Source organism: Inquilinus sp. Marseille-Q2685 (assembly GCF_916619195.1).
In the GTDB taxonomy this organism is placed as follows: domain Bacteria; phylum Pseudomonadota; class Alphaproteobacteria; order DSM-16000; family Inquilinaceae; genus Inquilinus.
On sequence record NZ_CAKAKL010000001.1, the window covers coordinates 524,228 to 548,560 of the forward strand.

General features: G+C 68.7%; 26 protein-coding genes and 1 tRNA gene. 12 read left to right on the top strand and 15 right to left on the bottom strand.

Annotation, left to right across the window (positions count from 1 at the left end; translation table 11 throughout):
• Positions 1-31: 31 nt before the first annotated feature.
• The 7 genes from LG391_RS02475 to LG391_RS02505 all read left to right on the top strand — a co-directional run bounded on the left by LG391_RS02475 (position 32) and on the right by LG391_RS02505 (position 8,574).
• Positions 32-688 (top strand): TetR family transcriptional regulator, encoded by a 657-nt coding sequence (locus LG391_RS02475; RefSeq protein WP_225765859.1) that lies wholly within the window; start codon positions 32-34, stop codon positions 686-688.
• 249 nt (positions 689-937) lie between these two features.
• Positions 938-3,346 (top strand): hypothetical protein, encoded by a 2,409-nt coding sequence (locus LG391_RS02480; RefSeq protein WP_225765861.1) that lies wholly within the window; start codon positions 938-940, stop codon positions 3,344-3,346.
• A 78-nt stretch (positions 3,347-3,424) separates the two neighbouring features.
• Positions 3,425-4,939, top strand: coding sequence for a Hint domain-containing protein (locus LG391_RS02485; RefSeq protein ID WP_225765880.1), 1,515 nt, complete (start codon positions 3,425-3,427; stop codon positions 4,937-4,939).
• Positions 4,936-5,709, top strand: coding sequence for a hypothetical protein (locus LG391_RS02490; protein ID WP_225765882.1), 774 nt, complete (start codon positions 4,936-4,938; stop codon positions 5,707-5,709). The genes LG391_RS02485 and LG391_RS02490 overlap by 4 nt, the downstream gene beginning before the upstream one ends.
• A gap of 222 nt (positions 5,710-5,931) precedes the next feature.
• The gene (locus tag LG391_RS02495) at positions 5,932-6,741 is read left to right on the top strand and encodes an ABC transporter permease (protein ID WP_225765884.1); all 810 of its coding nucleotides are present in this window, start codon (positions 5,932-5,934) and stop codon (positions 6,739-6,741) included.
• Between the two features lie 31 nt (positions 6,742-6,772).
• The gene (locus LG391_RS02500) at positions 6,773-7,750 is read left to right on the top strand and encodes an ABC transporter substrate-binding protein (protein WP_225765886.1); all 978 of its coding nucleotides are present in this window, start codon (positions 6,773-6,775) and stop codon (positions 7,748-7,750) included.
• A gap of 8 nt (positions 7,751-7,758) precedes the next feature.
• Positions 7,759-8,574 (top strand): ABC transporter ATP-binding protein, encoded by an 816-nt coding sequence (locus tag LG391_RS02505; RefSeq protein ID WP_225765888.1) that lies wholly within the window; start codon positions 7,759-7,761, stop codon positions 8,572-8,574.
• A gap of 158 nt (positions 8,575-8,732) precedes the next feature.
• Here the strand turns inward: LG391_RS02505 and LG391_RS02510 are convergent, their stop codons facing one another.
• From LG391_RS02510 to LG391_RS02525, 4 genes are read right to left on the bottom strand one after another with little or no spacing between them, the layout of a single operon-like run.
• A complete protein-coding gene (locus tag LG391_RS02510; RefSeq protein WP_225765890.1) occupies positions 8,733-9,173 on the bottom strand; it encodes a DUF2948 family protein in 441 nt (146 codons plus the stop codon).
• A 1-nt stretch (position 9,174) separates the two neighbouring features.
• On the bottom strand, positions 9,175-10,458 hold the full coding sequence (gene murA / locus LG391_RS02515; RefSeq protein WP_225765892.1) for a UDP-N-acetylglucosamine 1-carboxyvinyltransferase: 1,284 nt from the start codon (positions 10,456-10,458) through the stop codon (positions 9,175-9,177).
• A gap of 33 nt (positions 10,459-10,491) precedes the next feature.
• A complete protein-coding gene (gene dcd, locus LG391_RS02520; RefSeq protein ID WP_374200720.1) occupies positions 10,492-11,037 on the bottom strand; it encodes a dCTP deaminase in 546 nt (181 codons plus the stop codon).
• A gap of 12 nt (positions 11,038-11,049) precedes the next feature.
• A complete protein-coding gene (locus LG391_RS02525) occupies positions 11,050-11,235 on the bottom strand; it encodes a hypothetical protein (RefSeq protein WP_225765897.1) in 186 nt (61 codons plus the stop codon).
• 152 nt (positions 11,236-11,387) lie between these two features.
• Between LG391_RS02525 and LG391_RS02530 the strand changes: the two genes are divergently transcribed.
• Positions 11,388-11,462: transfer RNA gene (locus tag LG391_RS02530), tRNA-Thr, on the top strand.
• Between the two features lie 96 nt (positions 11,463-11,558).
• Here LG391_RS02530 and LG391_RS02535 read toward each other — a convergent pair.
• The 4 genes from LG391_RS02535 to LG391_RS02550 all read right to left on the bottom strand — a co-directional run bounded on the left by LG391_RS02535 (position 11,559) and on the right by LG391_RS02550 (position 15,803).
• Complete coding sequence (locus LG391_RS02535) at positions 11,559-12,296, bottom strand: ADP-ribosyltransferase (RefSeq protein ID WP_225765899.1); 738 nt, start codon at positions 12,294-12,296, stop codon at positions 11,559-11,561.
• Positions 12,297-12,625: 329 nt separating this feature from the next.
• Complete coding sequence (locus tag LG391_RS02540) at positions 12,626-12,838, bottom strand: hypothetical protein (protein ID WP_225765901.1); 213 nt, start codon at positions 12,836-12,838, stop codon at positions 12,626-12,628.
• Between the two features lie 368 nt (positions 12,839-13,206).
• A complete protein-coding gene (locus LG391_RS02545; RefSeq protein ID WP_225765903.1) occupies positions 13,207-14,790 on the bottom strand; it encodes a cisplatin damage response ATP-dependent DNA ligase in 1,584 nt (527 codons plus the stop codon).
• Entirely contained in the window at positions 14,787-15,803 is a 1,017-nt protein-coding gene (locus LG391_RS02550; protein WP_225765904.1) for a ligase-associated DNA damage response exonuclease, read from the bottom strand. Before LG391_RS02550 ends, LG391_RS02545 begins: the two co-directional genes overlap by 4 nt.
• Positions 15,804-15,933: 130 nt before the next feature.
• Here LG391_RS02550 and LG391_RS02555 point away from each other — a divergent pair, with 130 nt between their 5' ends.
• Together LG391_RS02555 and LG391_RS02560 are read left to right on the top strand one after the other, a co-directional pair.
• On the top strand, positions 15,934-16,170 hold the full coding sequence (locus tag LG391_RS02555; RefSeq protein WP_225765916.1) for a type II toxin-antitoxin system VapB family antitoxin: 237 nt from the start codon (positions 15,934-15,936) through the stop codon (positions 16,168-16,170).
• Positions 16,167-16,568, top strand: coding sequence for a type II toxin-antitoxin system VapC family toxin (locus tag LG391_RS02560; RefSeq protein ID WP_225765919.1), 402 nt, complete (start codon positions 16,167-16,169; stop codon positions 16,566-16,568). Before LG391_RS02555 ends, LG391_RS02560 begins: the two co-directional genes overlap by 4 nt.
• A gap of 12 nt (positions 16,569-16,580) precedes the next feature.
• On the opposite strand, the gene LG391_RS02565 is transcribed toward LG391_RS02560, so the two are convergent.
• A complete protein-coding gene (locus LG391_RS02565) occupies positions 16,581-17,003 on the bottom strand; it encodes a hypothetical protein (RefSeq protein ID WP_225765921.1) in 423 nt (140 codons plus the stop codon).
• Between the two features lie 99 nt (positions 17,004-17,102).
• Here LG391_RS02565 and LG391_RS02570 point away from each other — a divergent pair, with 99 nt between their 5' ends.
• Positions 17,103-18,029, top strand: coding sequence for a carbohydrate kinase family protein (locus tag LG391_RS02570; RefSeq protein WP_225765923.1), 927 nt, complete (start codon positions 17,103-17,105; stop codon positions 18,027-18,029).
• An 8-nt stretch (positions 18,030-18,037) separates the two neighbouring features.
• Complete coding sequence (locus LG391_RS02575) at positions 18,038-18,952, top strand: pseudouridine-5'-phosphate glycosidase (RefSeq protein WP_225765925.1); 915 nt, start codon at positions 18,038-18,040, stop codon at positions 18,950-18,952.
• On the opposite strand, the gene LG391_RS02580 is transcribed toward LG391_RS02575, so the two are convergent.
• From LG391_RS02580 to LG391_RS02605, 6 genes are all read right to left on the bottom strand, one after another.
• On the bottom strand, positions 18,949-20,022 hold the full coding sequence (locus LG391_RS02580) for a lipid A deacylase LpxR family protein (protein WP_225765927.1): 1,074 nt from the start codon (positions 20,020-20,022) through the stop codon (positions 18,949-18,951). The two genes, LG391_RS02575 and LG391_RS02580, sit on opposite strands and share 4 nt — an antisense overlap.
• Before the next feature lie 152 nt (positions 20,023-20,174).
• The gene (locus tag LG391_RS02585; RefSeq protein WP_225765929.1) at positions 20,175-20,774 is read right to left on the bottom strand and encodes a flavin reductase family protein; all 600 of its coding nucleotides are present in this window, start codon (positions 20,772-20,774) and stop codon (positions 20,175-20,177) included.
• 88 nt (positions 20,775-20,862) lie between these two features.
• Positions 20,863-21,096 (bottom strand): hypothetical protein, encoded by a 234-nt coding sequence (locus LG391_RS02590; RefSeq protein ID WP_225765931.1) that lies wholly within the window; start codon positions 21,094-21,096, stop codon positions 20,863-20,865.
• A 104-nt stretch (positions 21,097-21,200) separates the two neighbouring features.
• Positions 21,201-21,710 carry an anthrone oxygenase family protein gene (locus tag LG391_RS02595; RefSeq protein WP_225765933.1) on the bottom strand — a complete coding sequence of 170 codons (510 nt, stop codon included), beginning with the start codon at positions 21,708-21,710 and terminating at the stop codon, positions 21,201-21,203.
• Positions 21,711-21,847: 137 nt separating this feature from the next.
• The gene (locus tag LG391_RS02600) at positions 21,848-22,612 is read right to left on the bottom strand and encodes a 5'-methylthioadenosine/adenosylhomocysteine nucleosidase (RefSeq protein ID WP_225765935.1); all 765 of its coding nucleotides are present in this window, start codon (positions 22,610-22,612) and stop codon (positions 21,848-21,850) included.
• A gap of 69 nt (positions 22,613-22,681) precedes the next feature.
• A complete protein-coding gene (locus LG391_RS02605; RefSeq protein ID WP_225765947.1) occupies positions 22,682-24,076 on the bottom strand; it encodes an amino acid permease in 1,395 nt (464 codons plus the stop codon).
• Positions 24,077-24,333: the final 257 nt, after the last annotated feature.

The window sequence follows — 24,333 nt, forward strand, 5'->3', positions numbered from 1 at the left end:
GGCAAATGGACGGGGCAGCAGGGGCGACGCCTTGGACCGGATCGAGAGCAGCGAGGGCAGGACGCGGGCGCGCTGGCAGCGCGACCCGGAGGGCATGCGCCAGCGCATCCTGGATGCGGCGCTGGCCGAGTTCACCCGGCACGGCTTCGGCGGCGCCCGGATCGACCGCATCGCCGCGGCCGCCGGCGCCAACAAACGGATGCTCTACTATCACGTCGGCAACAAGGAGACGCTGTACCTGGCGGTGCTGGAGGCGACCTATGCCCGCATCCGCACCGCCGAGCGCGCGCTGAACCTGGAGAGCCTGGCGCCGGACGCGGCCATCGCCCGGCTGGTCGAGTTCACCTGGAGCTACTTCCTGGAGCACCCGGAATTCCTGATCATGCTGAACCAGGAGAACCTGTACCAGGCGCGGCACCTGAAGAAGTCGCCCAATGTCCGCCCCCTGCACTCCCCCTTCGTCGAGATGATCGGTGAGGTGCTGGACCGCGGCGTCGCGGCCGGCGCGTTCCGGGCGGGGATCGACCCGGTGCAGCTCTACATCTCGATCGCAGGCCTGGCCTATTTCTACGTCTCGAACCGCTGGACGCTCGGCGTCATCTTCGACCGCGACCTGTTCGAGCCTCAGGCCCGCGCCGACCGGCTGGCCCACATGACCGACCTGGTGCTGGCGGCGCTCAGGCCGTGAGGCTGTGGCCTACGGCCGGCGCCGGCCGGTCGGATTTCCGATAAATCCTCCGATCTTGCGAATGATTGTTCATGCCCCATTCGCAATCTCATGCCGCTTCGTCGTTATATTCGTTCGCGAATACTGAAAATATCTTCCGTTCAGAGCATTTCCTCGATCCGTCGACCGCACCCGCCGTCTACAAGAAAGATCCGGCGGGCAACGGCAGACCGATCTTCAGAAATTCCATCAAACTCTTCAGGTGACACGATGGCGCTGACCCTGATCAAGCACAGCCTTGCCGATTGCCGGGCTGCTCATTCGCGCATCTACGATGTCGAGATCCATGACGGGGTTTCGTGGAAACCCTACGGCCGACTGGCGGTGATGCGGGACGCCGTGACCCTCGACGAGCGGCATGTCCGCTCGATCGACTATCACGGCGCGAACCATGCCCTGCTCCTGCGGGGCAAGGCCGGCGATCCCTCGGTCCAGGCCCGCCTCAACCTGACGGAATGCGGCAGGGGCTTCATCGGCACGGTCTCGACCGGCGGCGGCGTTCCCCAGGCGGTGCGGGGGACGGCCCTGGAGCAGGTCTACCACACGCAGCGCCATCTCGCGGCCGACCCCGAGGCGCCGTTCCGGCCCTGGGAAGACTTCACGATCAAATCCGAATGGGTCGACAACGAGCTGAAGATCACCTACCTGCTCGGCACCGACGACGTCAGCAACCGGGTCCGCGTGACCAAGGTCGACCGCCCCAAGGGCGAGACCTGGCTCGAGATGACGCCCGAGTTCAACCCGCCGTTCCGGCAGGACACCTTCGTCATCACCCTGCAATCGGGCAATCATTCCTTCGGCGGCACCTATACGGACGACGACGGCGTCGCCTATGCCTGGCGCGGCGGCACCGCGCCCGCCATCCTGGAGGCTCACACCGCGGTGTTCCGGGCGGCCCACGCCAGCCGGCGCACGGCCCTCGCTGCGATGGCGGCGGAAGCCACGGGGCCGACGCTGTCGCTCCAGGACCTGGACAACATCTCCTCGATCCAGATCGTCACGGATTCCAAGGGCAACCAGCAGACCGTGGACTTCGCCCAGATCACCTGCGGCGGATACTTCAACAAGTGCCTGGTCAACGCCCTCGACCAGAAGTGGATCGACGGGATCTACGGCCACGCCTTCGACCTGCCCGGCGGCGTGACCAAGGTCTTCGACAAATCCAAGCCGTTCTTCAAGGACAACGCGGTCCTCGGAACCGGGCAGATGCTGTACGACAATCTCGGGACCAGCCCCAACTACCAGGACCTGATCAAGCGCATCAACAGCCAGGCGATGAAGACCGTCTGGACCGATATGGGCAAGAGCGACACGGCCGGGGTCGCCTACCAGGAGGCGAGCAGCGCGCTCTACATCCAGGGCTATCGCGACGGCGTCGCGCAGATGCAGCCCTACCTGCAGGATAATCCCGAGAAATGGGCCGAGGATTATTTCAACTGGCTGTCCGACGCCGCCAACCTGCTGACCTGGCAGATCCAGGTCGCCAGCCACATGTTCGACAACGTCAAGACCCGCATGTACGAGTGGTACGTGAAGCTGCAGGTCCTGGCGCCGGACAAGGATTACGGCCAGCGCTTCATGACCATCGCTTATGCGGCGCTGCTGGGCGTGAACTATTCGAAATCCCAGTGGTCGGAGGACCTGAAGCCCTTCCTGAAGAGCCTGATCGAGCAGGCCATTGCCGGCAAGGTCGACCCGTCGATCATGGACGAGATCCAGCAGCAGGCGGCGCAGGAGAACCAGGAGCTGCTGCGGACGCTGATCACCACGCAGGACGAGATCAACAGCCTGGTGGACGGCATCGCCGCGGCCCTGACCGCCTACCAGCTGAAGAAGAGCCTGCAGCAGCTGGCCCAGGATCCGGCGGCGCAGGCGCTGATCGGCCAGCAGCTCCAGGGCCCGCAATACCAGGCCTGGAACGAGCTGACCCGCAAGGGCAAGGCCGGCGGCCTCCTGAGCATGCTGTTCTACGGCGCCACGGCCGGGTACCTGATCTATTCCATCGCCGACAACGCCAAGAAGCCGCTCACGCCCCGGCAGATCATCGAAGAGATCAACATGGGCATCCTGGCCCTGGCGATCCTGGTGAAGGGCGTCCAGAAGATGATGTCCCTGGGGGTGGGCCGCTTCCTCGAGACCTTCGCCGCGGCCGGCGAGGGCGGCGCCTTCCGGACCTTCGCGGGCGACATCGCCACCTGGTTCAAGGAAGGCGGAAAGATCGTCCCCGAGGGCAAGCTGGGCAAGGCCTTCGTGACGATCTTCGGCGAGAGCTCGGCGGAGTTCATGGCCCGGCGCATCGGCCCGGCCATGGCGGTGGCCGGCATGGTGCTGTCGGCCTTCATGCTGTACGACGCGATCAAGTCGGGGACCGTCCGCGATATCGTCTTCGAGGCGCTGAACACCTTCTTCGCCCTGGCGGACGTCGTCTTCATCGGCCTCGAGCTGCTGAGCGTCGGCTGGGCCGGGCCGGTGGGCCTCGCCATCGCCGTGGTGGGCGTCATCGTCATCCTGGTCCAGTTCATCTGGGGGCTGATCGATCCGCCGAAGCCGCCGCCCGATCCGATCACCGAGTTCGTCGATGGCCCCATGGTCGCGCGGGGCTTCGCCCGCGCCGCCTGACGGCCATGGCCGGGCCGGCCTGTCCGGCTCGGCCCCTCGCCTTCTTCGGGAAAAACGCAAGACAGGACGGTCAGCGCCATGCTGCTCCACATCGCACGTCCGGCCATCGCCGTCGCGGAGACGGACGACCCGGTGATCGAGGCCATGGTCAACCTGATGCCGGACTACAGCGCCGGCGGGCGGCTGCACGACCTCTACGTCAACAAGCTGCGTTCCGCATTGCCGGGCAATTACTCGCAGCTCATCGGCTCGGGCCCGTCCTTCCGCAGCATCTTCTTTCCGGACTGGCAGCCGGACCCGCTGCTGAGCCTGGTCGGGAACACCGGCCTGGACGACGGGTGGTGGAGCGGCTTCTCGGTCGCCGTCCTGTGCCAGGCCATCGCGGAGATGGGCAGCCGCATCCGCGGCCAGATGCTGACCGACAAGATCAACGCCGACGTGTCGTCCTTCAACGGCACGCTGCGCGCCCGGTCGTCCCGCGTCTACGCGCAGGTCCTGGCGACGACCTATGCCCCCCTCGTCTCGCTGCTCCAGCAGGTGAACCGGGACACCGCCAGGCAGCAGTTCCGCGAGTCTCTCCTGAGCAACGTCCTGAACCGGCAGCTCTGGTACCAGGCCGGGATGTGGACGAGCCCCGATTGGGAGATGTTCAACCAGTACGCCAAATACATCGCCCTGGGCGCCTCGGACGCCGAGGTGGACACCCTGATCGGCGAGCTGCAGGCCGCGGGCCTTCCCGTTCCCTCGCAGGTGAACCAGGAGGGCTGGCGCAGCTATGCGGAAGAGCTGCGGAACAAGCCGAACGTCGATGTGAACGACATCCGCGGCGAAACCGCTGGCCCGATCGGCCGGACGACATATCTGCCGAATTTCGGCGGGGGCATGCCTGCCTCCCTGCCCAACGGCAACTGCTACGAGTTCACCGCCAGCAGCCAGCCCGGCACGAGCTACCGCGGTTCGCCGAGCGGCTGCTGCTTCACCGGGAACACCCGGGTGCTGGGCCAGGACGGCACGCCGGTTCCGCTGTGGCAGGTCAAGCCGGGCGACAAGGTCCTGACCCGTGACGGCACGGCCACCGTGGCCTTCGTCGCGCGGCCCCTGCGGGCGGGCCGCCGGCTCTACCGGTTCGCGGGGGAAGGCCCGGTGTTCACGGAGACCCACCCGTTCCTGAACGCGGCGCCGCCGGACCCGGCGGTTTCCGTCCCGATGCTGCTGGCGCTCGACCCGCGGCGCCTGGCGTGGGACGTCCCCACCCTCGGCGAGAACGGCATCGGGACGCTGGAGGCCGGCAGCCTCCTGTGGACCCGCGCCGCCGGCGCCGACCGGCTGCCCGTGCCGGCTGCGGCCGGCAGGATCGAGGAGGTCGAGGACGCCGGCGATGAAGGCCTCTTCGACCTGAACCTGGCCACGGATTCGGGGGCGAGGCAGGAGTTCTGGGCCGGAGACGGCGACACGTTCTATCTGGTCTCGCCCGAATTCCCGGTGATCGAGGAGGCGGGCGCGGCGGCCATCACGATGGTCGCTATCATGGAAGGCCTGTCCGCGGCCGCGGGCTGGACCCGTCCAGATGGCCGCCGGGCATCGTCGACGTGATCAATGGCTTCGGCGTCGGCGTCTTCTACCGGGCGCTGAGGGAAGGCCTCGCCACCACCCCCTCCTTCGGCGCCCCGGCCCCGTCGGCCCCGCTCGACGCCCGCATCGGCCGCCTCTACGGCAGCCTCGACGCCGCGACGGCGGATTCGGCGGCGATGGTGGCGGCCCTGTTCGACGGGCTGATGTCCACGGTCGGCCAATGGCTGGCCTCGATCGTCGCCACCGGCTGGCGGACGTCGCTCAACCTGGGCGGCGACGTGCTGGCGGTGACGGTCTTCGACCTCGCGCTGACCCCGGCAAACCCGATTCCCGCCGACACGCCGATCCGGCTCGACCTCGCCGTGGACGGCCGGGCATCATCGGCGGGCAGCCGCATGTGGGACCGCCGCGGGCGGGCCAACACCCGGTTCCATCACTATTTCGACCAGATCGTCCATCTCGACATGGCGGGGGAAGACAGGCCCCTCCGGCTGACCTTCGCCGCCACGATCGACGGCGCGCCGATCCCGACGCTGTCCGCGGAGGTGCCGCTGGTGTTCGGCGACTCCCTCCATTCCCTGCAATCGGCCGTGCTGCGCGATGCCGCCGGCGCGGCGGTCGGGACCATCCGCTTCGACACGCGGCGGCTAGGCCCGGACCTGGCGTCGCAGGAGTTGGCCGGCAGCGGCCTGTGGACGGGCGACGCGGCCGAGGCCTATGCCAACGCCCTGGGGGCCGCGATGGTGCAGCCGATCCTGACCGGGCTGAGGACCCTGGCTCCGGCGGATTGAGGCTCCGGCTCGCCGGCTCGAAGCGCAACGGAAGCGGTCACAACCGTCGCCGGACGCCCACGCCCGCCTGCCATTCCCGACCCGCGGGGTCACGCAACGAAACGCCCGGGATACGACTTCCCCGCTTCCCCCTCTTGACCCCCGCCCCGCTCCACAGCAGGATTTTAACCAACGAGTTAATTTCTGCTGGGCCGATCCGAAGCCCGGGACCGGGAGACGCCGATGGGACCGCGAAGCGCCCGCGACCGCGCTGTTGGTCTGTTGCAGGCCGGCTGGGTCAGGCCCGTCATCCTGCTGCTGATCATCATCGTGCTATGGGACCTGGCGATCCGGGTGTTCCGCCTGCCGCCCTACCAGGTGCCGGCGCCCTGGGACGTGATCGTCACGCTGTGGCGCGACGGGCCGGAGCTGCTGTCGCAATCGGTGCCCACCACCATCGCCACCGTGTTGGGCTTCCTGCTGTCGGCCGCCATCGGCATCCCGACCGCGATGCTGATCGCCGGCTCGCGCACGATCGAGGCCTATCTCTACCCGCTGCTGGTGTTCTCGCAGTCGATCCCGAAGGTGGCGGTCGCGCCGCTCTTCGTCGTCTGGTTCGGCTTCGGGCTCGAGCCTAAGGTGATCTCGGCCTTCCTGCTCGGCGTGTTTCCCGTGGTGGTCTCGGCGGTGCAGGGCTTCAAGTCGCTCGACCCGGACACGCTCGACCTGGCCCGGGCCATGGCCGCCAGCCGCTGGCAGGTGTTCCGCATGGTCGGGCTGCCCGCGGCGATGCCGGCGATCTTCTCCGGCCTCAAGGTCTCGGTGACGTTGGCCGTGGTCGGCGCCGTGGTCGGCGAGTTCGTCGGCGCCAATTCCGGCATCGGCTTCGTGCTGCAGCGATCGATCGGCAATTTCGAGCTGCCGACCATGTTCGCGGCGCTGATGATCCTGGCGCTGCTGGGCGTGGTGCTGTTCTGGCTGGTCGACCTGGTCGAGCGGCTGGTGATCCCGTGGCACGCCAGCCGGCGCCGCGAGCTGATCGTCGCCGCCTGACGCGGCAAACAGACAACAGGGGAGGAAAACCATGATCCGCAGCCTGCTGGTCGCCCTCGGCGTCCTGCTCGCGGCCGGCTCGGCCCAGGCGGCCGACAAGGTCGTGCTGATGCTGAACTGGTACGTCTATGGCGAGCACACGCCGTTCTTCTACGGCAAGGCCAAGGGCTTCTATGCCGAGCAGGGCATCGACCTGGAGATCCAGGAGGGCCGCGGCTCGGCCATGACCGCCCAGGCCGTCGCCGCCGGCACCGTCGGCTTCGGCTATTTCGACGTGCCGACCATGATCAAGGCCGCGGCCAAGGGCGCGCCGTTGGTCTCGGTCGGGGTGCTGCTGCAGAAGAGCCCGATGTCGGTGATGGGCTTCACCGACAAGAACATCCGCAAGCCGGAGGACATCAAGGGCAAGACCGTGGCCACCACGCCCGGCGATTCGCTGTCGCAGATCTGGCCCTTCTTCCTGCAGAAGACCGGCCTGTCGGAGAGCGACTTCCGCACCGTCTCCGGCGACGCCCAGACCAAGCTGAACGCCGTGATCAACGGCCAGGCCGACCTGCTGCTGGGCTATGCCATGGACCAGAGCATGAAGATCAAGGACGCCACCGGAAAGGACGTCACCCCGATCCTGTTCGCCGATTACGGGGTCAACATGGTGTCCTCCGGCATCGTCGTGCAGAAGGAGCTGCTGACCGAGAACCCCGACCTGATCCGCCGCTTCATGGCGGCGACGACGCAGGCGGTCGAGGCGGCCGAGAAGGCGCCGGCCGAGGCCACCGCCGCGACTCTGGCGGCGCTGCCCAAGGCAGGCAAGCCGGAGACGCTGCAGGAGGGCTTCGAGCGCACCATCCCGCTGTACCGGACCGAGGAGACGCAGGGCCAGCGGCCGTTCCGCGTCACCGACGCCAACATGGCCGAGACGGTGAAGCTGCTGATCGAGTACGGCGGCGTCGACGCCGGCGCGGCCAGCGACCCGAAGGCCTTTTACACCAACGACTTCCTGCCGAAGTGAGCGGGGGCATGGGCAAGGCGAGGCTGCACCTGGTGGAGACGGCGGAGGCATCGCGGTCCGCCGTCATCGCCGTCGAGGGTGTGTCGAAGACCTATCGCAGCCGCGACGGCGAGGTGCCGTCGCTGGCGCCGCTCGACTTCACCATCGACGAGGGCGAGTTCCTGGTCCTGGTCGGCCCGTCCGGCTGCGGCAAGTCGACCCTGCTGCGCATGATCGCCGGCCTCTTGCCGCCCAGCACCGGCCGGATCCGCCTCGGCGGCCGCGCGGTCGACCGGCCGCACGGCGACGCCGGCATCGTGTTCCAGAGCCCGCTGCTGCTGCCCTGGCGGAGCGTGCTGGCCAACGTCATGATGCCGGTCGAGGTCAAGCGCCTGCCCCGCGCCGCGCATCTGGACCGGGCGCACCGGCTGCTGCGCATGGTCGGGCTGGAGGGGTTCGAGGCCAAGCTGCCCTGGCAGCTGTCCGGCGGCATGCAGCAGCGGGTGTCGCTGTGCCGGGCGCTGGTGACCGACCCGTCGATCGTGCTGATGGACGAGCCCTTCGGCGCGCTCGACGCCATGACGCGGGAGCGGATGAATGTCGAGCTGCAGCGGATCCAGCGCGAGACGCGCAAGACCATCCTCCTGATCACCCATTCGATCCCGGAGGCGGTGTTCCTGGCCGACCGGGTGCTGGTGATGACGGAGCGGCCGGGGTCGATCGCGGCGATCTACGACGTGCCGCTGCCGAAGCCGCGCTCGCTCGACGTCATGGGCGACCCGCGCTTCGTCGAGCTGACCCAGCGCATCCGTGGCCATTTCCGCGCCCAGGGCGGGCTCGATTGAAGGCTGGCTGAAATGCTGCCCCCTTTGTCTTCGTCATGGCGAGGCGCATAGCGCCGTGGCCATCCAGGGGGCTGTGCGAGCGGCCCTGGATGGCCACGCCCCTTCGGGGCTCGCCATGACGGTGGGAATTGTCGGGACCGTTACATGAGCCCCGACGACTAATCCGGGTGCTGCGGCTTCTGCGGCGTCGGCCAGGGCTCGCCGCGGTCCTCGAGCAGCACGTCGATGCCCGCGCCGGACAGGCGCAGGGCCGCGTCGTCGGCGAAGGTGAGCAGGATGCCGCCCTCCTCCGCCGTGATCGCCAGCAGGTCCAGCATCCGCGCCCGGTCGCGGAGGTCGAGGTTCCGGCTGCGGACCGAATCGATGCCCTGGAAGCGCACGCCGCACAGGGTGCGCTGCCAGACCTCCTGCCCTTCGACCAGCTGCGCCGGCTGCTCCCAGCAGAAGCGGTTCAGCGCCATGACGAAGCAGCGCTCGGGCCGCAGGAAGGTCATGTCGTGCACCGGCACGATCGCATCCTGCAGCGCCGCGGACAGGACCGCGAGGTCGTCGGCGTCGCGGGCCCGCAGGCGCAGGGGGACGGTCGTGTCGGCCGCCATCTCAGTCGCTCTTCAGCCGGGTGATGTCGGCGCCGCAGGCGGCCAGCTTCTCCTCCAGCCGCTCATAGCCACGGTCGAGGTGGTAGACCCGGTTCAGCACCGTCTCGCCCTGGGCCACCAGCCCGGCGATGACCAGAGAGACGCTGGCGCGCAGGTCGGTCGCCATCACCGGCGCGCCGGTCAGCTTCGGCACGCCGCGCACCAGGGCCGAGGCGCCGTGGATGGTGACGTTGGCGCCCATCCGCGCCAGCTCCGGCACATGCATGAAGCGGTTCTCGAAGATCGTCTCGGTGATCATCGAGGCGCCCCTGGCCACCGTCATCAGCCCCATCATCTGGGCCTGCAGGTCGGTCGGGAAGCCCGGATAGGGCTCGGTCATCACGTCGACGCCGATCAGCTCGCCGCTGCGGCGGACCTTGAAGCCGTCGGCGGTCTGCTCGAACTCGACCCCGGCGCCGCGCAGCACGTCGGCCGCCGCCTCGATCAGGTGCAGGCTGGTGCCGACCAGCTCGACCTCGCCGCCGGTCGCGGCCGCGGCCATGACATAGGTGCCGGTCTCGATCCGGTCGGCGACGATGCGGTGCGTCGCCCGGTGCAGCCGTTCCTGGCCCTGGATGCGGATGGTGTCGGTCCCCGCGCCTTCGATCTCGGCGCCCATGGCGGTGAGGCAGGCGGCGAGGTCGACGATCTCCGGCTCGCGGGCGGCGTTGACCAGCACGGTCTCGCCGCGGGCCAGCGAAGCCGCCATCATCAGGTTCTCGGTGGCGCCGACCGAGACCTTCGGGAACACGATCCGGGTGCCCTGCAGCCCGTTCGGGGCGCGGGCGTTGATATAGCCCTCGGCCACCTCGATCTCGGCGCCCAGCTGCTCCAGCCCCATGATGTGCAGGTCGACCGGCCGGGTGCCGATGGCGCAGCCGCCGGGCAGCGACACCTTGGCGTGGCCCTCGCGCGCCACCAGGGGGCCGAGCACCAGCACGCTGGCGCGCATCTTCCGCACCAAGTCGTAGGGGGCGGTGGTGCTGCGGATGCGGCGGGCCGTCAGCTCGATCACCCGGCCCTGCGCCCCGTCGGAATCGGCGCCGTTCAGCGCGATCTCGACGCCGTGCTGGGCCAGGAGGGTCGCCAGGGTCGAGATGTCGACCAGATGCGGCAGGTTGGTCAGCGTCAGCGTCTCGTCCGACAGCAGCGCCGCCGCCATCAGCGGCAGCGCCGCGTTCTTCGCCCCGCTGATCGGAAGCCGGCCCTGCAGGGGCCGCCCGCCCCGGATCCGAATCTTGTCCATCTTGGCTCCCCCGGGCCCTGGAATGAGGTGACGTTACAGCTTCGGCAGGGTGACGCCGCGCTGGCCCATATACTTGCCGGCCCGGTCGGCATAGGAGACCTCGCAGGGCTGGTCGCCCTTGAGGAACAGGAACTGGCAGGCGCCTTCGTTGGCGTAGATCTTGGCCGGCAGCGGCGTGGTGTTGGAGAACTCCAGCGTCACATGGCCCTCCCACTCCGGCTCCAGCGGCGTGACGTTGACGATGATGCCGCAGCGGGCATAGGTCGACTTGCCCAGGCAGATCACCAGCACGTCGCGCGGGATGCGGAAATACTCGACCGTCCGCGCCAGGGCGAAGCTGTTCGGCGGGATGATACAGACCGGCCCCTTGCGCTCGACGAAGCTCTTCGGGTCGAAGTTTTTCGGGTCGACCAGGGCGCTGTCGACATTGGTGAAGACCAGGAACTCGTCCGAGACGCGGGCGTCGTAGCCGTAGCTCGACAGGCCGTAGGAGATCGTACCCTCGCGCTTCTGCCGCTCGACGAAGGGGTCGATCATCTTGTCCTGGAGCGCCCGCTCGCGGATCCAGATATCGGACATGATCGTCACGGCCTAACCCCTCGCCTCATCATCGCGGCCGGACTCCTGGTCCTGCGCGCTCGCCTCGCCCTCGACCGCCGTCCGCCCCCGGCTCTGCGCCTTGCGCCGCGCCAGGTTGGCGCGCAGCGCCGCCGCCTCGCGCTCCTGGCGCGACGCGGATGCGGGCTTGGCGGTCGGGGGACGACGCTGATCGGTCATTTCGGCTTTGGTATGGCCGATGCGACGCCGTTACGCAACCGGAGCAGAGCGGCTGATGAACGCCGGCCCGGAGAATATCGAAATCGATCTCGGAAAAGCGCTTGCACCACCCCCGACGCTATGGCAGGTTCCGCGCCGCCTTGGACGGGCGGGCTGCCGTAGCTCAGTGGTAGAGCACTCCCTTGGTAAGGGAGAGGTCCTGAGTTCAATCCTCAGCGGCAGCACCAGCAACCCGAGGCTTTCAGCCCCATCACAAGCAATTCAGGCGGTCGTGCCCGAGAGGGCCTTGTCCGTGGCAATGCAGATGCATGCTCGTGGCGCCGCTATCGCTGCCTGCGCTTCCAGGGATCGCCAACGATACTGGCTTGCGTCGGTTCAATCTGCTCGAGCCATAGCTCTGCTTTGAAAGGCTGAGAGTAATCTGTATCGGCGTCGTCACGGCGGTCGATGTGGCCTTTCAGAATCTTAAAGCGGGAGTTGGACGGGAGTAGATGCTCCTGGAAATGAGGATTCGGAGACAGTCCGGATACATCGGCCGCCCACCGGGCCTGGATATGAAGCAGCGTATTCCGGAACGGGCTATCCACGCTTGGATCCATCGGCATGGCGGAGGTGCTGGTGAAAGCGGCGTCCGTCAGCTCCTGGTCCTGCAGGATCCGCTGCAGAAACTCCAGTGAGAAGTCAACCCGCCTGTCCAATTGGCGAAGCGCTCCATAGTCCGAAGCATTTTGAATCGCATAGTCGGCAGCATTACGGAATCTGATCAACTCTGGAGTCAATCGGCCCTCTCGGAGAGGAATATTGATAGAATTTGAATTTGTCGTGATGAAGGTTATCGCTTGGTGTGCAGCCTCCAAAGCTTGAGCCCGATTACGGGCCTGGGCGAATCTACTTCCGATACGGCCTGCGAGGTCCAGGCCTGCAGGCTGCGCATGCTGCGGATCGGCGGAGCCCGCGGCTCCCGGTTGGGTCGGATGGGCCTGCCCCGGCTGGTCTAGTTCGGCCTGAAACGGGATCTGGCAGACGGCCTCCAGCCATCGCTTGAATCGCTCAGAGGGCATCGGCAACTCGATGCGATTGCCGATGCCATGGCAGCGACGGGCCAATCCGACGGACGGGGCAGCCGGCCATGCGCGAGACCGCATCGGCGAGCCTGCACTTCCTCCGGCTGGGCGCAAGGCCGTATCGCTCTGCCGCGTTGTTCGTCATCTCAGCCAAGCACCCGCAGTGTGCAGGCACAGCGCCCCGGACGGCATACGTCGGGTCGCTCGCCCCAGGGATCATGCCCCCATTCTGGCCGTCGTGCCTCAGGCCGCCCAATGCGTCTGTGTCATGGCGCCAGATCCCAGGCGCATCACGGCCGCGACAACGGCTCCTGCGCCATCGGCCTTCAGCTGGCGATGCCCACGGCCCGCGGCAGCGGCGCCGCGCGCCCGAGGTCGCGGGCAGCACGCTCGGCATCCGCCACGGTGCGGAAATCCTGTCCTTCGAGGTGCTGGAAACGGGAATCGGAAGCGTAGAAGCGGAAGCCGCGCTTCTGGGCGACGACGATACCGATCGCCTCGCCCGCGACTTCGATCGTGAACGCTTCGGAACGAACCATGATGGACCTCTGGGGAGACGGCGCGAGGCGCGCCGGGCAATGACGAAAGCGAAGGGGGAACGGGACGGACGAACCGTCAGTTCCACCATCGCCCGGCCGGTTGATCCGAGGTCGGGACAGGTGGTCTGATGCGCGTTGCCAACATCTCATCCTTCCGTGTCCTTGCCGCGCCCCTCCGGAAGAAAGCGCACGGTTCCTCGCCCTCTGCGGGGCACGACTCGTCTGCTGGCATCAAGTGCTCGGCGGCCTTCGTGAGGGGCCACTCTTGCCGTCGACCCTCGCGCAACAGGCCATGACTGTCAACGCTTAATACGTGGGCAATGCGCATAAAATTCATTGTCAAGTGAATGTGATGTGAAATCGAAGTATTACTCGACGATCATTCGCTCCAATGTCTCCAGTCGATCGGCTTCCGCCGCCGGCTTGTCCCAGCGGATGCGGTGGATTCGCGGGAACCGCATCGCGACTCCGGATTTGTGGCGGGTGGAGCGGTGGACGCTGTCGAAGGCCACCTCCAGCACCAGCCGCGGCTCGACCTCGCGCACCGGGCCGAAGCGCTTGACCGTGTGGTTGCGCACCCAGCGGTCCAGCTGCGCCAGCTCCTCGTCGGTAAAGCCGAAATAGGCCTTGCCCACCGGTACCAGCCGCTCGCCCTCCTCCTCCGTCCGCCAGGTTCCGAAGGTGTAGTCGGAATAGAAGGACGACCGTTTGCCGTGGCCGCGCTGGGCGTACATCAGCACGGTGTCGAGGGTCAGGGCGCCGCGCTTCCACTTGAACCACGGCCCTTTCGGCCGGCCGGCGACATAGTCGCTGTCGCCGCGCTTCAGCATCAGCCCCTCGATTGCCTGGGCCCGGGCATTGTCACGAAGGGCGGCCAGCTCGTCCCAGCTCTCGAACGGGATCATCGGCGACAGGTCCATGCGCGGCGGCCGTTCCCGTGCGACCCAGGAGTCGAGCCGGATGCGCCGGGCATCGAAGGGCAGCGGCCGCAGATCCTCCTCGCCCTCGAACAGGATGTCGTAGAGTCGCACCCAGGCCGGATATTCCTCCATCATGCGGGCGGTGATCACCTTGCGGTTCAGCCGCTGCTGCAGGTCGTTGAACGGGGCGACGACCCCGTCCCGCGCCACCAGCAGCTCGCCGTCCAGCACGGCGTGGAAGCGGATGGTGTCGGCCAGGTCCGGGAAGGCGCCGGTGACGTCGTCGCCGCTGCGCGAATAGATCCGCGGCGGCCGGTCGCCGCGGCCGACCACCTGCACCCGGATGCCGTCCCATTTCCACTCGGCCCGATAGGCGGCGGGGTCCAGCCCGGCGATGTCCTCCGCCTCCAGCGGATGCGCCAGCATCAGCGGCCGGAAGGTGGCTCGGTCGCCGATCTCGGGCTTCGGCCCCTGCCCCGACAGCCAGACGAACAGCTCCTCATAGGGCGGCTCCAGCGCGTGCCACAGCTCCTCGATCTCGTCGACCGGCTGGCCGCCCCACTCCGCCAGCGCCACCTTGGCCAAGCGGGCGGAGACGCCGATCCGCAACGCCCCGGTGATCAGCTTCAGCAGCGCGAAGCGCTCCGACGCCTCAAGCGAATCGAGCCAGCGCGCGATCAGCAGCGGCGCCGCGGCGCGCGAGGTGGCCCGCAGCTCCTCTACCACCTCGGTGATGCTCGGCTCGCGGTTCGCGCCCGGCTTCCGGGGCCAGATCAGCGCCACCGTCTCCGCCAGGTCGCCGACGAAGTCGTAGGACCAGCCGAACAGCGCCTCGTCGACGCGCTCGACCGCGAGGTTGCGGATGGTCGAGGCCTTGGCGGCAGCGAAGCTCAGGGCGCCGGTCAGCGCCGCCAGCGCCCAGCCGCGGTCCGGGTCCGGCGTGTGCTCGAAATAATCCGTGAGCAGCCGGATCTTGCCGTTGCGCGACGGCATGTAGACCAGCCCCTCGATCAGCGCGGCGAACGCCTTCATGCCGCGTCGTCCTCCTCGAAGCCGATCAGCGCCAGGGCCCGCGCGGCGCGGCCCGACTTGCGGACCTGGTGGATCAGCGCCTCCTCCCGGCCATGCGTCACCCAGACCTCACCGGCCTCGACCTCCTCGATCGTGGCGCAGAGCTCGTCCCAGTCGGCATGGTCGGAGATGATCAGCGGCAGTTCGACCCCGCCCTGCCGGGCGCGCTGGCGCACCCGCATCCAGCCCGAGGCGGCGGCCACCACCGGATCCGGCAGGCGCCGAGACCAGCGGTCGGCGCTGGCCGAGGTCGGCGCCAACACGATCTGTCCGGCCAGTTCGGCCTTCGACGCCTCGGTGGCCGGCAGCAGCGGCCCCAGCGGCACGCCCAGCGATTCGTATAGATCGCACAGCGCCTGCAGCGCGCCGTGGATGTAGATCGGCCGCTCCCATCCGGCCTGGCGCAGCAGCCGGATCACCCGCTGGCACTTGCCGAGGGCGTAGACGCCGACGAGATGCGAGCGCTCGGGGAACAGGGCGACGGAGTGCAGCAGCTTGCCGATCTCCTCCTCGTCCGGCGGGTGGCGGAACACCGGCAGGCCGAAGGTCGCCTCGGTAACGAACACGTCGCAGGCCACCGGCTGGAACGGCAGGCAGGTCTGGTCCGGCCGGCGCTTGTAGTCGCCGGACAGCACCACCCGGCTGCCGGCATGATCCAGCACGATCTGGGCCGAGCCCAGCACATGGCCCGCCGGCACGAAGGTGACGTCGACCTCGCCGATCCGAATGGTCTCGCCCAGCGCCGCCGGCTGAAGGCTGCGGCCGGCCTCTTCGCCGTAGCGGGCGCGCATGATCGCCAGCGTCTCCGCCGTCGCCAGCACGGCGCGGTTGTTCGGCCGGGCGTGGTCGGAATGGCCATGCGTGACCAGCGCCCGCTCGACCGGCCGCACCGGGTCGACATGGAATCCGCCGGGCACCACCAGCAGGCCCTCGGGCTGCACTCGAATCCACTGGTCGGGGCGCAGGGTCGGCATGACAGCGACGATAGGACGTCGACCGGGACGCGGCCAGACCTCCGGTTCGAATCCCGGTCCAAAGCTGTTGAACACTGGCAATCCGAAGATGTATATTGACAATGTTTATATAAACATCCAGGTCATCTCCATGGCACTCCAGATCGCGAATCCCAAGGTGGTGGAAAAGGTGGAGCGGCTGGCCCGAGCAACCGGACTGAGCAAAACGGCCCTGGTCGAACGGGCGGTCGACCGCCTCGCCCAAGATATCGGGATCACCGCTGATGCCGATCGCTTTGCGTCGCTGCTGTCGCAGCTGGATCGCATCCCCGATCGCCCCGATGCTTTCGATCCGCTGGGCTGGGATGCGCAGGGTCTCCCGAAGTGATCGTGGTCGATACCTCGGCGATCGTCGCGATCGCCTTTGGCGAGCCGGAACGCCAAGCCTTCGTCGAGGTGATCCGGCAGGCCGATCGGGCCTTGATCAGCACGGTATCCGTGGTCGAGTCCCGCATGGTGGTTTTCGGTCGCCGCGGACCGAGGGCCGTCACCTTCCTGGACGATCTGCTGCGCCAGCCTCCGTTCGAATTCGTCGCTCCCGACATGTCGGAAATGGATGCCGCCTATTCCGCCTTCGTCGCCTTCGGGCGGGGCAGCGGCCATCCGGCCCAGCTCAACTTCGGCGATGTCTTCAGCTATGCGCTCGCCAAGATCAGGGGGGTGCCGCTGCTTTACAAAGGCGACGACTTTGCCCAGACCGACATACGGAGCGCTGTGACGATCTGATTGCCGTTCCCGTCAACCCAGCGACGCCACCGGGATCTGCTTGCACGGGAGATCCTCGCCCTCGGCCCGCTTGGCCATCCAGACGCCGGCGAGCCGGTCGGCGAAGTACCATTTGCCGCTGAACCCGGCCCCTCCATCCTTGAAGGCGAAGGTCACGGTGCCGATGCCGAACTTGTCGCTCCAGGTGAAGCGATAGAGGCCGTCCCCCAGGGCCTCGCCGTCGCTGAGCTGGCCGTCATAGGGGCCGGCGGTGGAGTCGATCACGTGATAGCAGCCGCCGCGCCGCTCCGGCAGGAAGGTCAGCACCGACGGCGCCAGGACGCCGCCCGAGGTCACCTGCCCGCGATAGGTGCCGGACGGCACCGCCTGATCCGCCGCCAGGGCGGGGATGGCGAAGCCGAACAGTAGAACGATCAGGCAGGCGATGCGTCGCATGGCCCGGGATGCTGCCGGCTGCGGCGGTGCTTCGCAAGCCCGGATCTTGCCTTTCAGCAGCAGTCGAAGCAGGGTGCGGCCGTTCGCGAGAGAGACCGCATGTCCCTGCCCGTCTGGTGCTTCGGCGCCGCCCATATCGACCGCCAGGCCCGCGCCCATCGCGCCGTGCGCCTCGGCACCTCGAACCCGGTGACGATCCGCACCAGCCTGGGCGGCGTCGCCCGCAATGTCGCCGAGACCCTGGCCCGGCTGGGCCTGCCGGTCGGGCTGGTCAGCCGCATGGGCCGCGATCCTTCGGCCGAGCGGATCCTGGCGGAGATGGCACGGCTGGGGCTCGACCTGTCCCTGGTCGGCCGGTCGGAGACCAGCGGCACCGCCAGCTACACCGCGGTGCTGGAGCCGGGCGGCGAGATGGCGGTCGCGATCGCCGACATGGGCATCTATGACGAGATGGGGCCTGAGGCCCTCGCCCCCGCCCTGGCGGCGGCGCGGCCGGCCTCCGCGTGGTTTGTCGACGCCAACCTGCCGGCCGAAGGGCTGGCGGCCGTGCTGTCCCACCCGGGCCGGCCGGCGCTGGTGGCGGTCGACGCCGTGTCCTCGCCAAAAGCCGAGAAGCTGCGCGGCCTGCTGGGCCGCATCGACCTGCTGTGCCTCAACCGCGACGAGGCCGAGGCGATCACCGGCCAGCCGGTGACCGACGAGGCCACGGCCTGGGCTGCGCTGCGCCGGCTGCGCGCCGAAGGCGTCGGCCGCGTCGTGCTGAACCGCGGCAGCACCGGCGCGCTGATCGCCGATGCGGCGGGCGAGGCCACGGTCGCCGCCTGCCCGGCCGAGGTGGTCGACGTCACCGGCGCCGGCGACGCTGCCGTGGCCGGCACCCTCTACGGCCTGGTCACCGGCCTGCCCCTGGCCGAGGCCGCCCGGCTGGGCCGCGCCGCCGCGGCCCTGGCGCTGGAGGCGCCGACCGCCGTGCCCGAAACCCTGACCGCCGACGCGCTGCGCCGGCGCGCCCTGACTGTCGCGTGAGGATTCCGATGAACCGCCTGCTGTCGATCGCCCCCGAGGTCTCCGCCGCCCTGGCCGCCGGGCGGCCGGTGGTGGCGCTGGAGAGCACCATCATCTCGCACGGCATGCCGTACCCGCAGAATCTGGAGATGGCACGGCGGGTCGAGGCGATCATCCGCGAGGAAGGCGCAGTGCCGGCCACCATCGCGGTGGCCGACGGGCGCATCCATGTCGGCCTCGACGACTCGCTGCTGCAGCGCCTGGCCACGGCGAAGGACGTGGCGAAGCTGTCGCGCCGCGACATGGGCGCGATCCTGGCCTCGGGCGGGCTGGGCGCCACCACCGTGGCGGCGACCATGATCGCCGCCCACCTGGCCGGCATCCGGGTGTTCGCCACCGGCGGCATCGGCGGCGTCCATCGCGGCGCCGAGACCAGCCTCGACATCTCCGCCGACCTGGAGGAGCTGGCGCGCACGCCGGTGGCCGTGGTCTGCGCCGGCGCCAAGTCGATCCTCGACCTGCCGAAGACGCTGGAATACCTGGAAACCCGCGGCGTGCCGGTGATCGGCTACTGCACCGACACCCTGCCCGCCTTCTTCTGCCGGTCGAGCGGACTGGCCCTGGCGCTGCGCCGCGACACGCCGGAAGAGGTCGCGGCCGTGCTGGCCGCCCAGGCGGCGCTGGGCTTCCCGGCCGGGGCGGTGATCGCCAACCCGATCCCGGAGGCGCATGCCCTGCCGGAGGCGGAGATCGACGCCGCCATCGCCAGCGCCCTGGCCGACGCTGACCGCGACGGCATCGCCGGGAAGGCGGTGACGCCCTATCTGCTGGCCCGGATCGTCGCCCTCACCGAGGGCCGCAGCCTGACCGCCAACATCGCGCTGGTCGAGAACAACGCCCGAGTGGGGGCACGGATCGCCAAAGCACTGGCCGCCCTGTCCTAAAACCTCCAGGACAGCGTGAACGCCCCGTACTGGCTGAAGCGGTTCTTCTGCTCCTCGAACTCCTGCGTCCGGTACACATGGGTGTAGGCGATCCGGATGTCGTCGATCTGGATCGCGATGCCGAGTTGAAGGTCGCCGACCAGCGGGTTCTTGGTGACGTGCGGGCTGTCCTCGAAGGTGTTGCCGTCGAGGAAGATGTTGCGGGCCACGGCCCGGCCCTCGACGCTGGCGAAGAGGTACCAGCTGAAGCCGCTGGTCGGGATGAAGAAGTCCGACCCCGGCACGCTGGGCCGGATCCGCGGCGGCCCGTAATCGGCCGGCAGGTCGAAGCCGAGCCGCGCCGTGGCGCCGACCGAGGCCTGGGTCAGCACGTTACCGAGGCTGGCGCCGACATAGGGCGACAGGTCGAAGCCGATGCCGAGCGGTGCCGCGGCATAGAGGCTGCGCCAGGTGCGCTCGTAGCTCAGGATCACGCCCGGCTCGTTGTTCAGCTGGTGCTTCCAGCCGCGCGCCTTCTGCGAGCCGATGATGCTGTGCACTGTGTTCTGCACCTGCTCGCCGATCGCATAGGGGCCGACGACGCCGATCTGCAGCTCCAGCCGGTCCAGCCGGTCGCCCGAATCCGCCAGCACCGCGGCGCTGCCGTAGAGCCAGGCGGCGTAGGGCCGGTCGTTCGGGTCCGGGTCGCGCCGCGAGATGTCCTTGGGCGTGTACAGGCTCTGGCCGAAGGACAGGGTCGACCGGATCGGCGCGGCGTCGGGGAACAGCGGAAAGGCGCGCGCCGCGGTGGCGAGCCAGTCGGGCGTCCAGGTCTCCGAGCTGGTGAAGGCGAAGCGGAAGCCGTTGGTGTAGCCGCGGTCGGTGTTGGCGAAGACGTCGTTCTCGAGGCTGAAGCTGATGAAGGCTCCCGGGTCCTCGCTCAACGGCCGTGGCGCCTGCGGCGTGGAGGTAATGACCGCCGATCGCTTCGGCTCGGCCGGGACTTCCTGGGCCGCGGCGGCGGCCGGCAGCACCACGAGGCCGGCCGCGACTGAAACCGAACACCACCAGAACCCGGTGCGCAAAGCCATGCTGTCTCCCTTTCCCACTCGACCCCGCCGCGTCCCGGCAGGCGTCCCGGCAGGCGTCCCGGCAAACGGAACGGTACGACAGCGCGACGGGTTCCCCGGCAGCTTGCGGAAAGGATAGCATGGATGAGACCGGCGGGACCGGTCGGAAGCGGTCAGCGCGGGCGCTGCATGCTGAACACGGTGTCGAGCACGCCGTAGTCCATGTAGCCGAGCCGCGAGATCGCGCGCCGGGACGACAGGTCGATGCGGCCGTCCACGATCACCGACTCGTCGATATGGATCGACACCACCTCGCCGATCACGATGGCGCCCGGCACCGTCTCGCCCGCCGCGGTGGTCAGAGGCACCGACTTGACCCAGCGGCATTCCAGCGCGGCGGCAGCGGCCGCCACCCGCGGCGGCCTGACCAGGCGCGACGGCGCCATCTCCAGCCCGGCCAGCTCGGGCTCGCTGACCTCCGGCCCGACCGAGGCGGAGGTCATGTTCATCTGCTCGCGCAGATCCCAGGTGGCGAGGCTGGCGACGAACTCTCCGGTCGCCTCGGCGTTGCGCTGCGAATCCTTCGGCCCGCTCGGCGCGAACATCACCATCGGCGGCCGGTCGGCCACGGCGTTGAAGAAGCTGTAGGGCGCCAGGTTGACCACGCCCTCCGGGCTGACCGTGCTGATCCAGCCGATCGGCCGCGGCACCACAAGCGCCTTGAACGGGTCGTGCGGCAGGCCGTGGTTGCGCAGCCGGGGTTCGTAGTCCATGGATGATCTCGCGATTCCGGGACCTCGATAGAAGAGGATCCGGCGCCTGGGATTCAAGACGGGCCGGACGCCATGCCCCCCCTGCCGGTCAGAACCCCACCCGGGACGACCCCGCCCCGGCGTCGCGGAAGCGGATCGCGACGATCTCCGACCGCAGGATCACGGTCTCGGCGCCGTCATGCGTCAGGTAGACGAGATCGCGCGCCGTCCGGACCTCATGGGCGGGATGCTCGTGCCCGCTGCGGGTGAACAGCACCAGCGTCGCCCTCGCGCCGGCGGCCCGGAGCTTCTGGGCGTATTCCTCGATGATCGCTGCGTCCATGGCCTCCTCCGCACCGAACCGTTTCAGGCTGACGGCCGGGACCATGATGTCATCTGCAGCGGCCCTGTCGAGACCGCGCCGAACAAAGCCGCGCGCTGCCTCCTTCAGAGCGCCACGCTGATCGCCAGCGCCAGGAAGCCGATCGCCGCCAGGATGGCGCGGAGGACATGCGAGCGCTCCCAGCGGTCGCGATAGACCGTCCAGTTCTCCTTGATCGACGCCCCGGACGTGCCGCGGTGCAGCGGGTCGAAGGCGAAGAATCCCTTGCCCATCCGATTCAGGTCCCGGTTCCGGAGCCAGAACCCGTTCACCGGATGGGTCAGCAGCCAGTATGCGGCGTGCATCGCGACCAGGGCGGCGAAGGCCGCCGCCACCCACCAGAACTCGGTGCCGCCGGCCGGCGTCAGCAGCAGCAGAACCAGCACGACCACGATGCCGGCGGCCTCGCCGAGGCCGCCGGCCCAGGTGAAGCCGGGATAGTAGATCGGCTGCACGGCCAGATACGCCTCCTTGTCGAGGCGCATCTTGCCGGGTCGTTCCAGCGCGTGTGCCAGGGCCGGTGTCATCGCCAGCGCGACCAGGCAGAGGCTGAGCACCTGCAGGATCGGACGCATGCCCCGTCTCCTTCGGTTCCGGAAGAAAACAGGCCGACTCCGTCAGAAGTTCAGGTTGCGGATGATCTGCCACTGCCCGGACGGGCCGCGCCGCCAAGCCATGGGGAGATCCCGGCGGAGATATGGAATCCGTCCGGCTACAGCACCGTCGAGATCCGCCCGACGACGCGGGCGGCGATGCGGGCGGCGGCGTCGAGGAAGGCGCGGAAATCCATGTGGCTTTCGGTCCCGGCGAGGTCGCTGAGCGCCCGGACTACCACCACCGGCACGCCGAAGCGCTCGGCCACCGCGGCCACCGCCGCGCCCTCCATCTCCACCGCGACGCCGCCGAATTCGCGCTGCAGGCGCTCGCGCTCCTGCGCGTCGTTGAGGAAGATGTCCCCGGTCAGGATGGTGCCGAAGATCAGCCGCGACCGGTGCGGCTCGCCGCCGGTCGCGGCGGCGCCGAATCCGCCGATATCAAGGCCTTCGAGAGCATCCTTGATCTTCTCTCTGAGGCCCCGGTCCAGGCTGTAGCCAGCCTCTTCCGGGAAGCCGGGCAGCGGCGGCACGCCGGGCTGGTAGGGTTTCAGCCGGCCGCCGACCCGGGCGCCGTAGTCGTGCATCACCAGCCGGTCGGCCACCACCACGTCGCCGATGGCGAGGTCCGGGTCGAGGCCGCCGGCGACGCCGGAGAACAGGAGCGAACTGCACTTAAACTCCTGCAGCAGCAGCGTCGCGACCATGGCGGCGTGGCTCTTGCCGATGCCGGCCTCGACTGCCACCAGGTCGCGGGTGCCGAGACGGCCGAGGCGGAAGCGGCAGCCGGCGATCTCGCGCTCGGTGCGCACCACCAGATCGTCATGCGCCGCCAGCTCCTGCGGGATCGCCGCCATCAGCCCGATCGGTCCGTCCGCACGCATCGCTGTCCTCCGCTCTTGCCGCCGCCCCTTATGCGCCGGTCGGACGGCCGGCGCAAAGGGGTGCGACGGTCAGGACAGGCCGAGCGCCGGTCGGCGCCGGCCGCCGGTCAGCACGTAACCGGCGATCAGCAGCGCGAACCACACCGGCGCGACATAGAGCGCCACCCGGGTCGACGGGTCGAAGCCGAGGAACACCGCGACCAGCACCAGGAACGCCACCACCAGCCAGTTGGCGACCGGCGCGCCCGGCATGCGGAACGCGACCGGCGCGGCCTGGCCCCGGGCCACGGCGCGGCGGTAGCCGAGATGGGCGATCATGATGATGCCCCAGGTCCACAGGCTGCCGACCAGCGAGACGCTGGTGACCCAGACGAAGGCCTCCTCCGGCACGACGTAGTTCAGGCCGACGCCGATCAGCATCACCGCGGCCGAGGCGGCGATGCCCGCCACCGGCACGTGGTTGCGGCTGACCCGGGCGAAGGCGCGCGGCGCCTGGCCGGACCGGGCCAGGGTGAACAGCATCCGGCCGTTGCTGAACAGCCCGCTGTTGCAGGAGGAGGCGGCGGCGGTGATGACCACGAGGTTGATCACGTCGGCCGCGGCGCTCAGCCCCAGCTTGTCGAACACGAAGACGAAGGGGCTGGCGTTCGGGTCCAGCTGGGTCCAGGGCAGCAGCGACATGATCACCGCCAGCGCGCCCAGATAGAAGATCAGGATGCGCCAGATGATGCCGTTGGTGGCGCGCGGCAGCACCTGGGCCGGGTTCTCGGCCTCGCCGGCGGTGACGCCGATCAGCTCCACGCCCTGATAGGCGAACATCACCATCTGCAGCGCCAGCACGGCGCCGAGCACGCCGAAGGGCAGGAAGCCCCCATGCGACCACAGGTTGGAGACGCCGGCCCCCTGCCCCAGGTCGCCGACGCCGAACACGATCACGGCGAGGCCGCCGAGGATCAGCGCGACGATGGTCACGACCTTGATCAGCGCGAACCAGAACTCCAGCTCGCCGAACAGCCGCACCGCGACGATGTTGACGAGCGTCAGCACCGCCAGCGTCGCCAGCGCCGGCACCCATTGCGGCACCTCCGGCAGCCAGTAATGGACATAGACGCCGACGGCGGTGATCTCGGCCATGCCGATCACCACCCACATGAACCAGTAGGACCAGCCGGTGGCGAAGCCGGCGAAGGGGCCAACGAACTCCTCGGCATAGGTGGCGAAGGACCCGGCGACCGGCTTGTGCAGCAGCAGCTCGCCCAGCGCCCGCATGATGAAGAAGATGGCGATGCCGCCGATGGCGTAGCTCAGCAGCAACCCCGGCCCGGCCTTGGCGATCGCCTTGCCGGAGCCGAGGAACAGCCCGACGCCGATGGCGCCGCCGATCGCGATCATATGGATGTGGCGGCTCTTCAGCCGGCGGGCGAGATCGCCGCCCTCGGCCGCGGCGCCGGACGATTGGCTCATATGGCCCATCGCGCTTCCTCCTGATGTCCTTCTTCGGGGCTATGGCCCGTCGGCCGGCATCTTAGGAGGGAAACAAAAAAACTCATCCGCCTTGTTAGCGATTTTCCTTTCGTATTGCGCTGGACACCCAGAACATTAAGCCATCATTATCGCTAAAATCCTTCGTTTCCGTTCGCGCCACAAGTAATACAAAAGCGGCCTGCCGCAGAAGCAGGCCGTGAATTGTATCGACGCAATCGATGAAACCTTCACGAGAC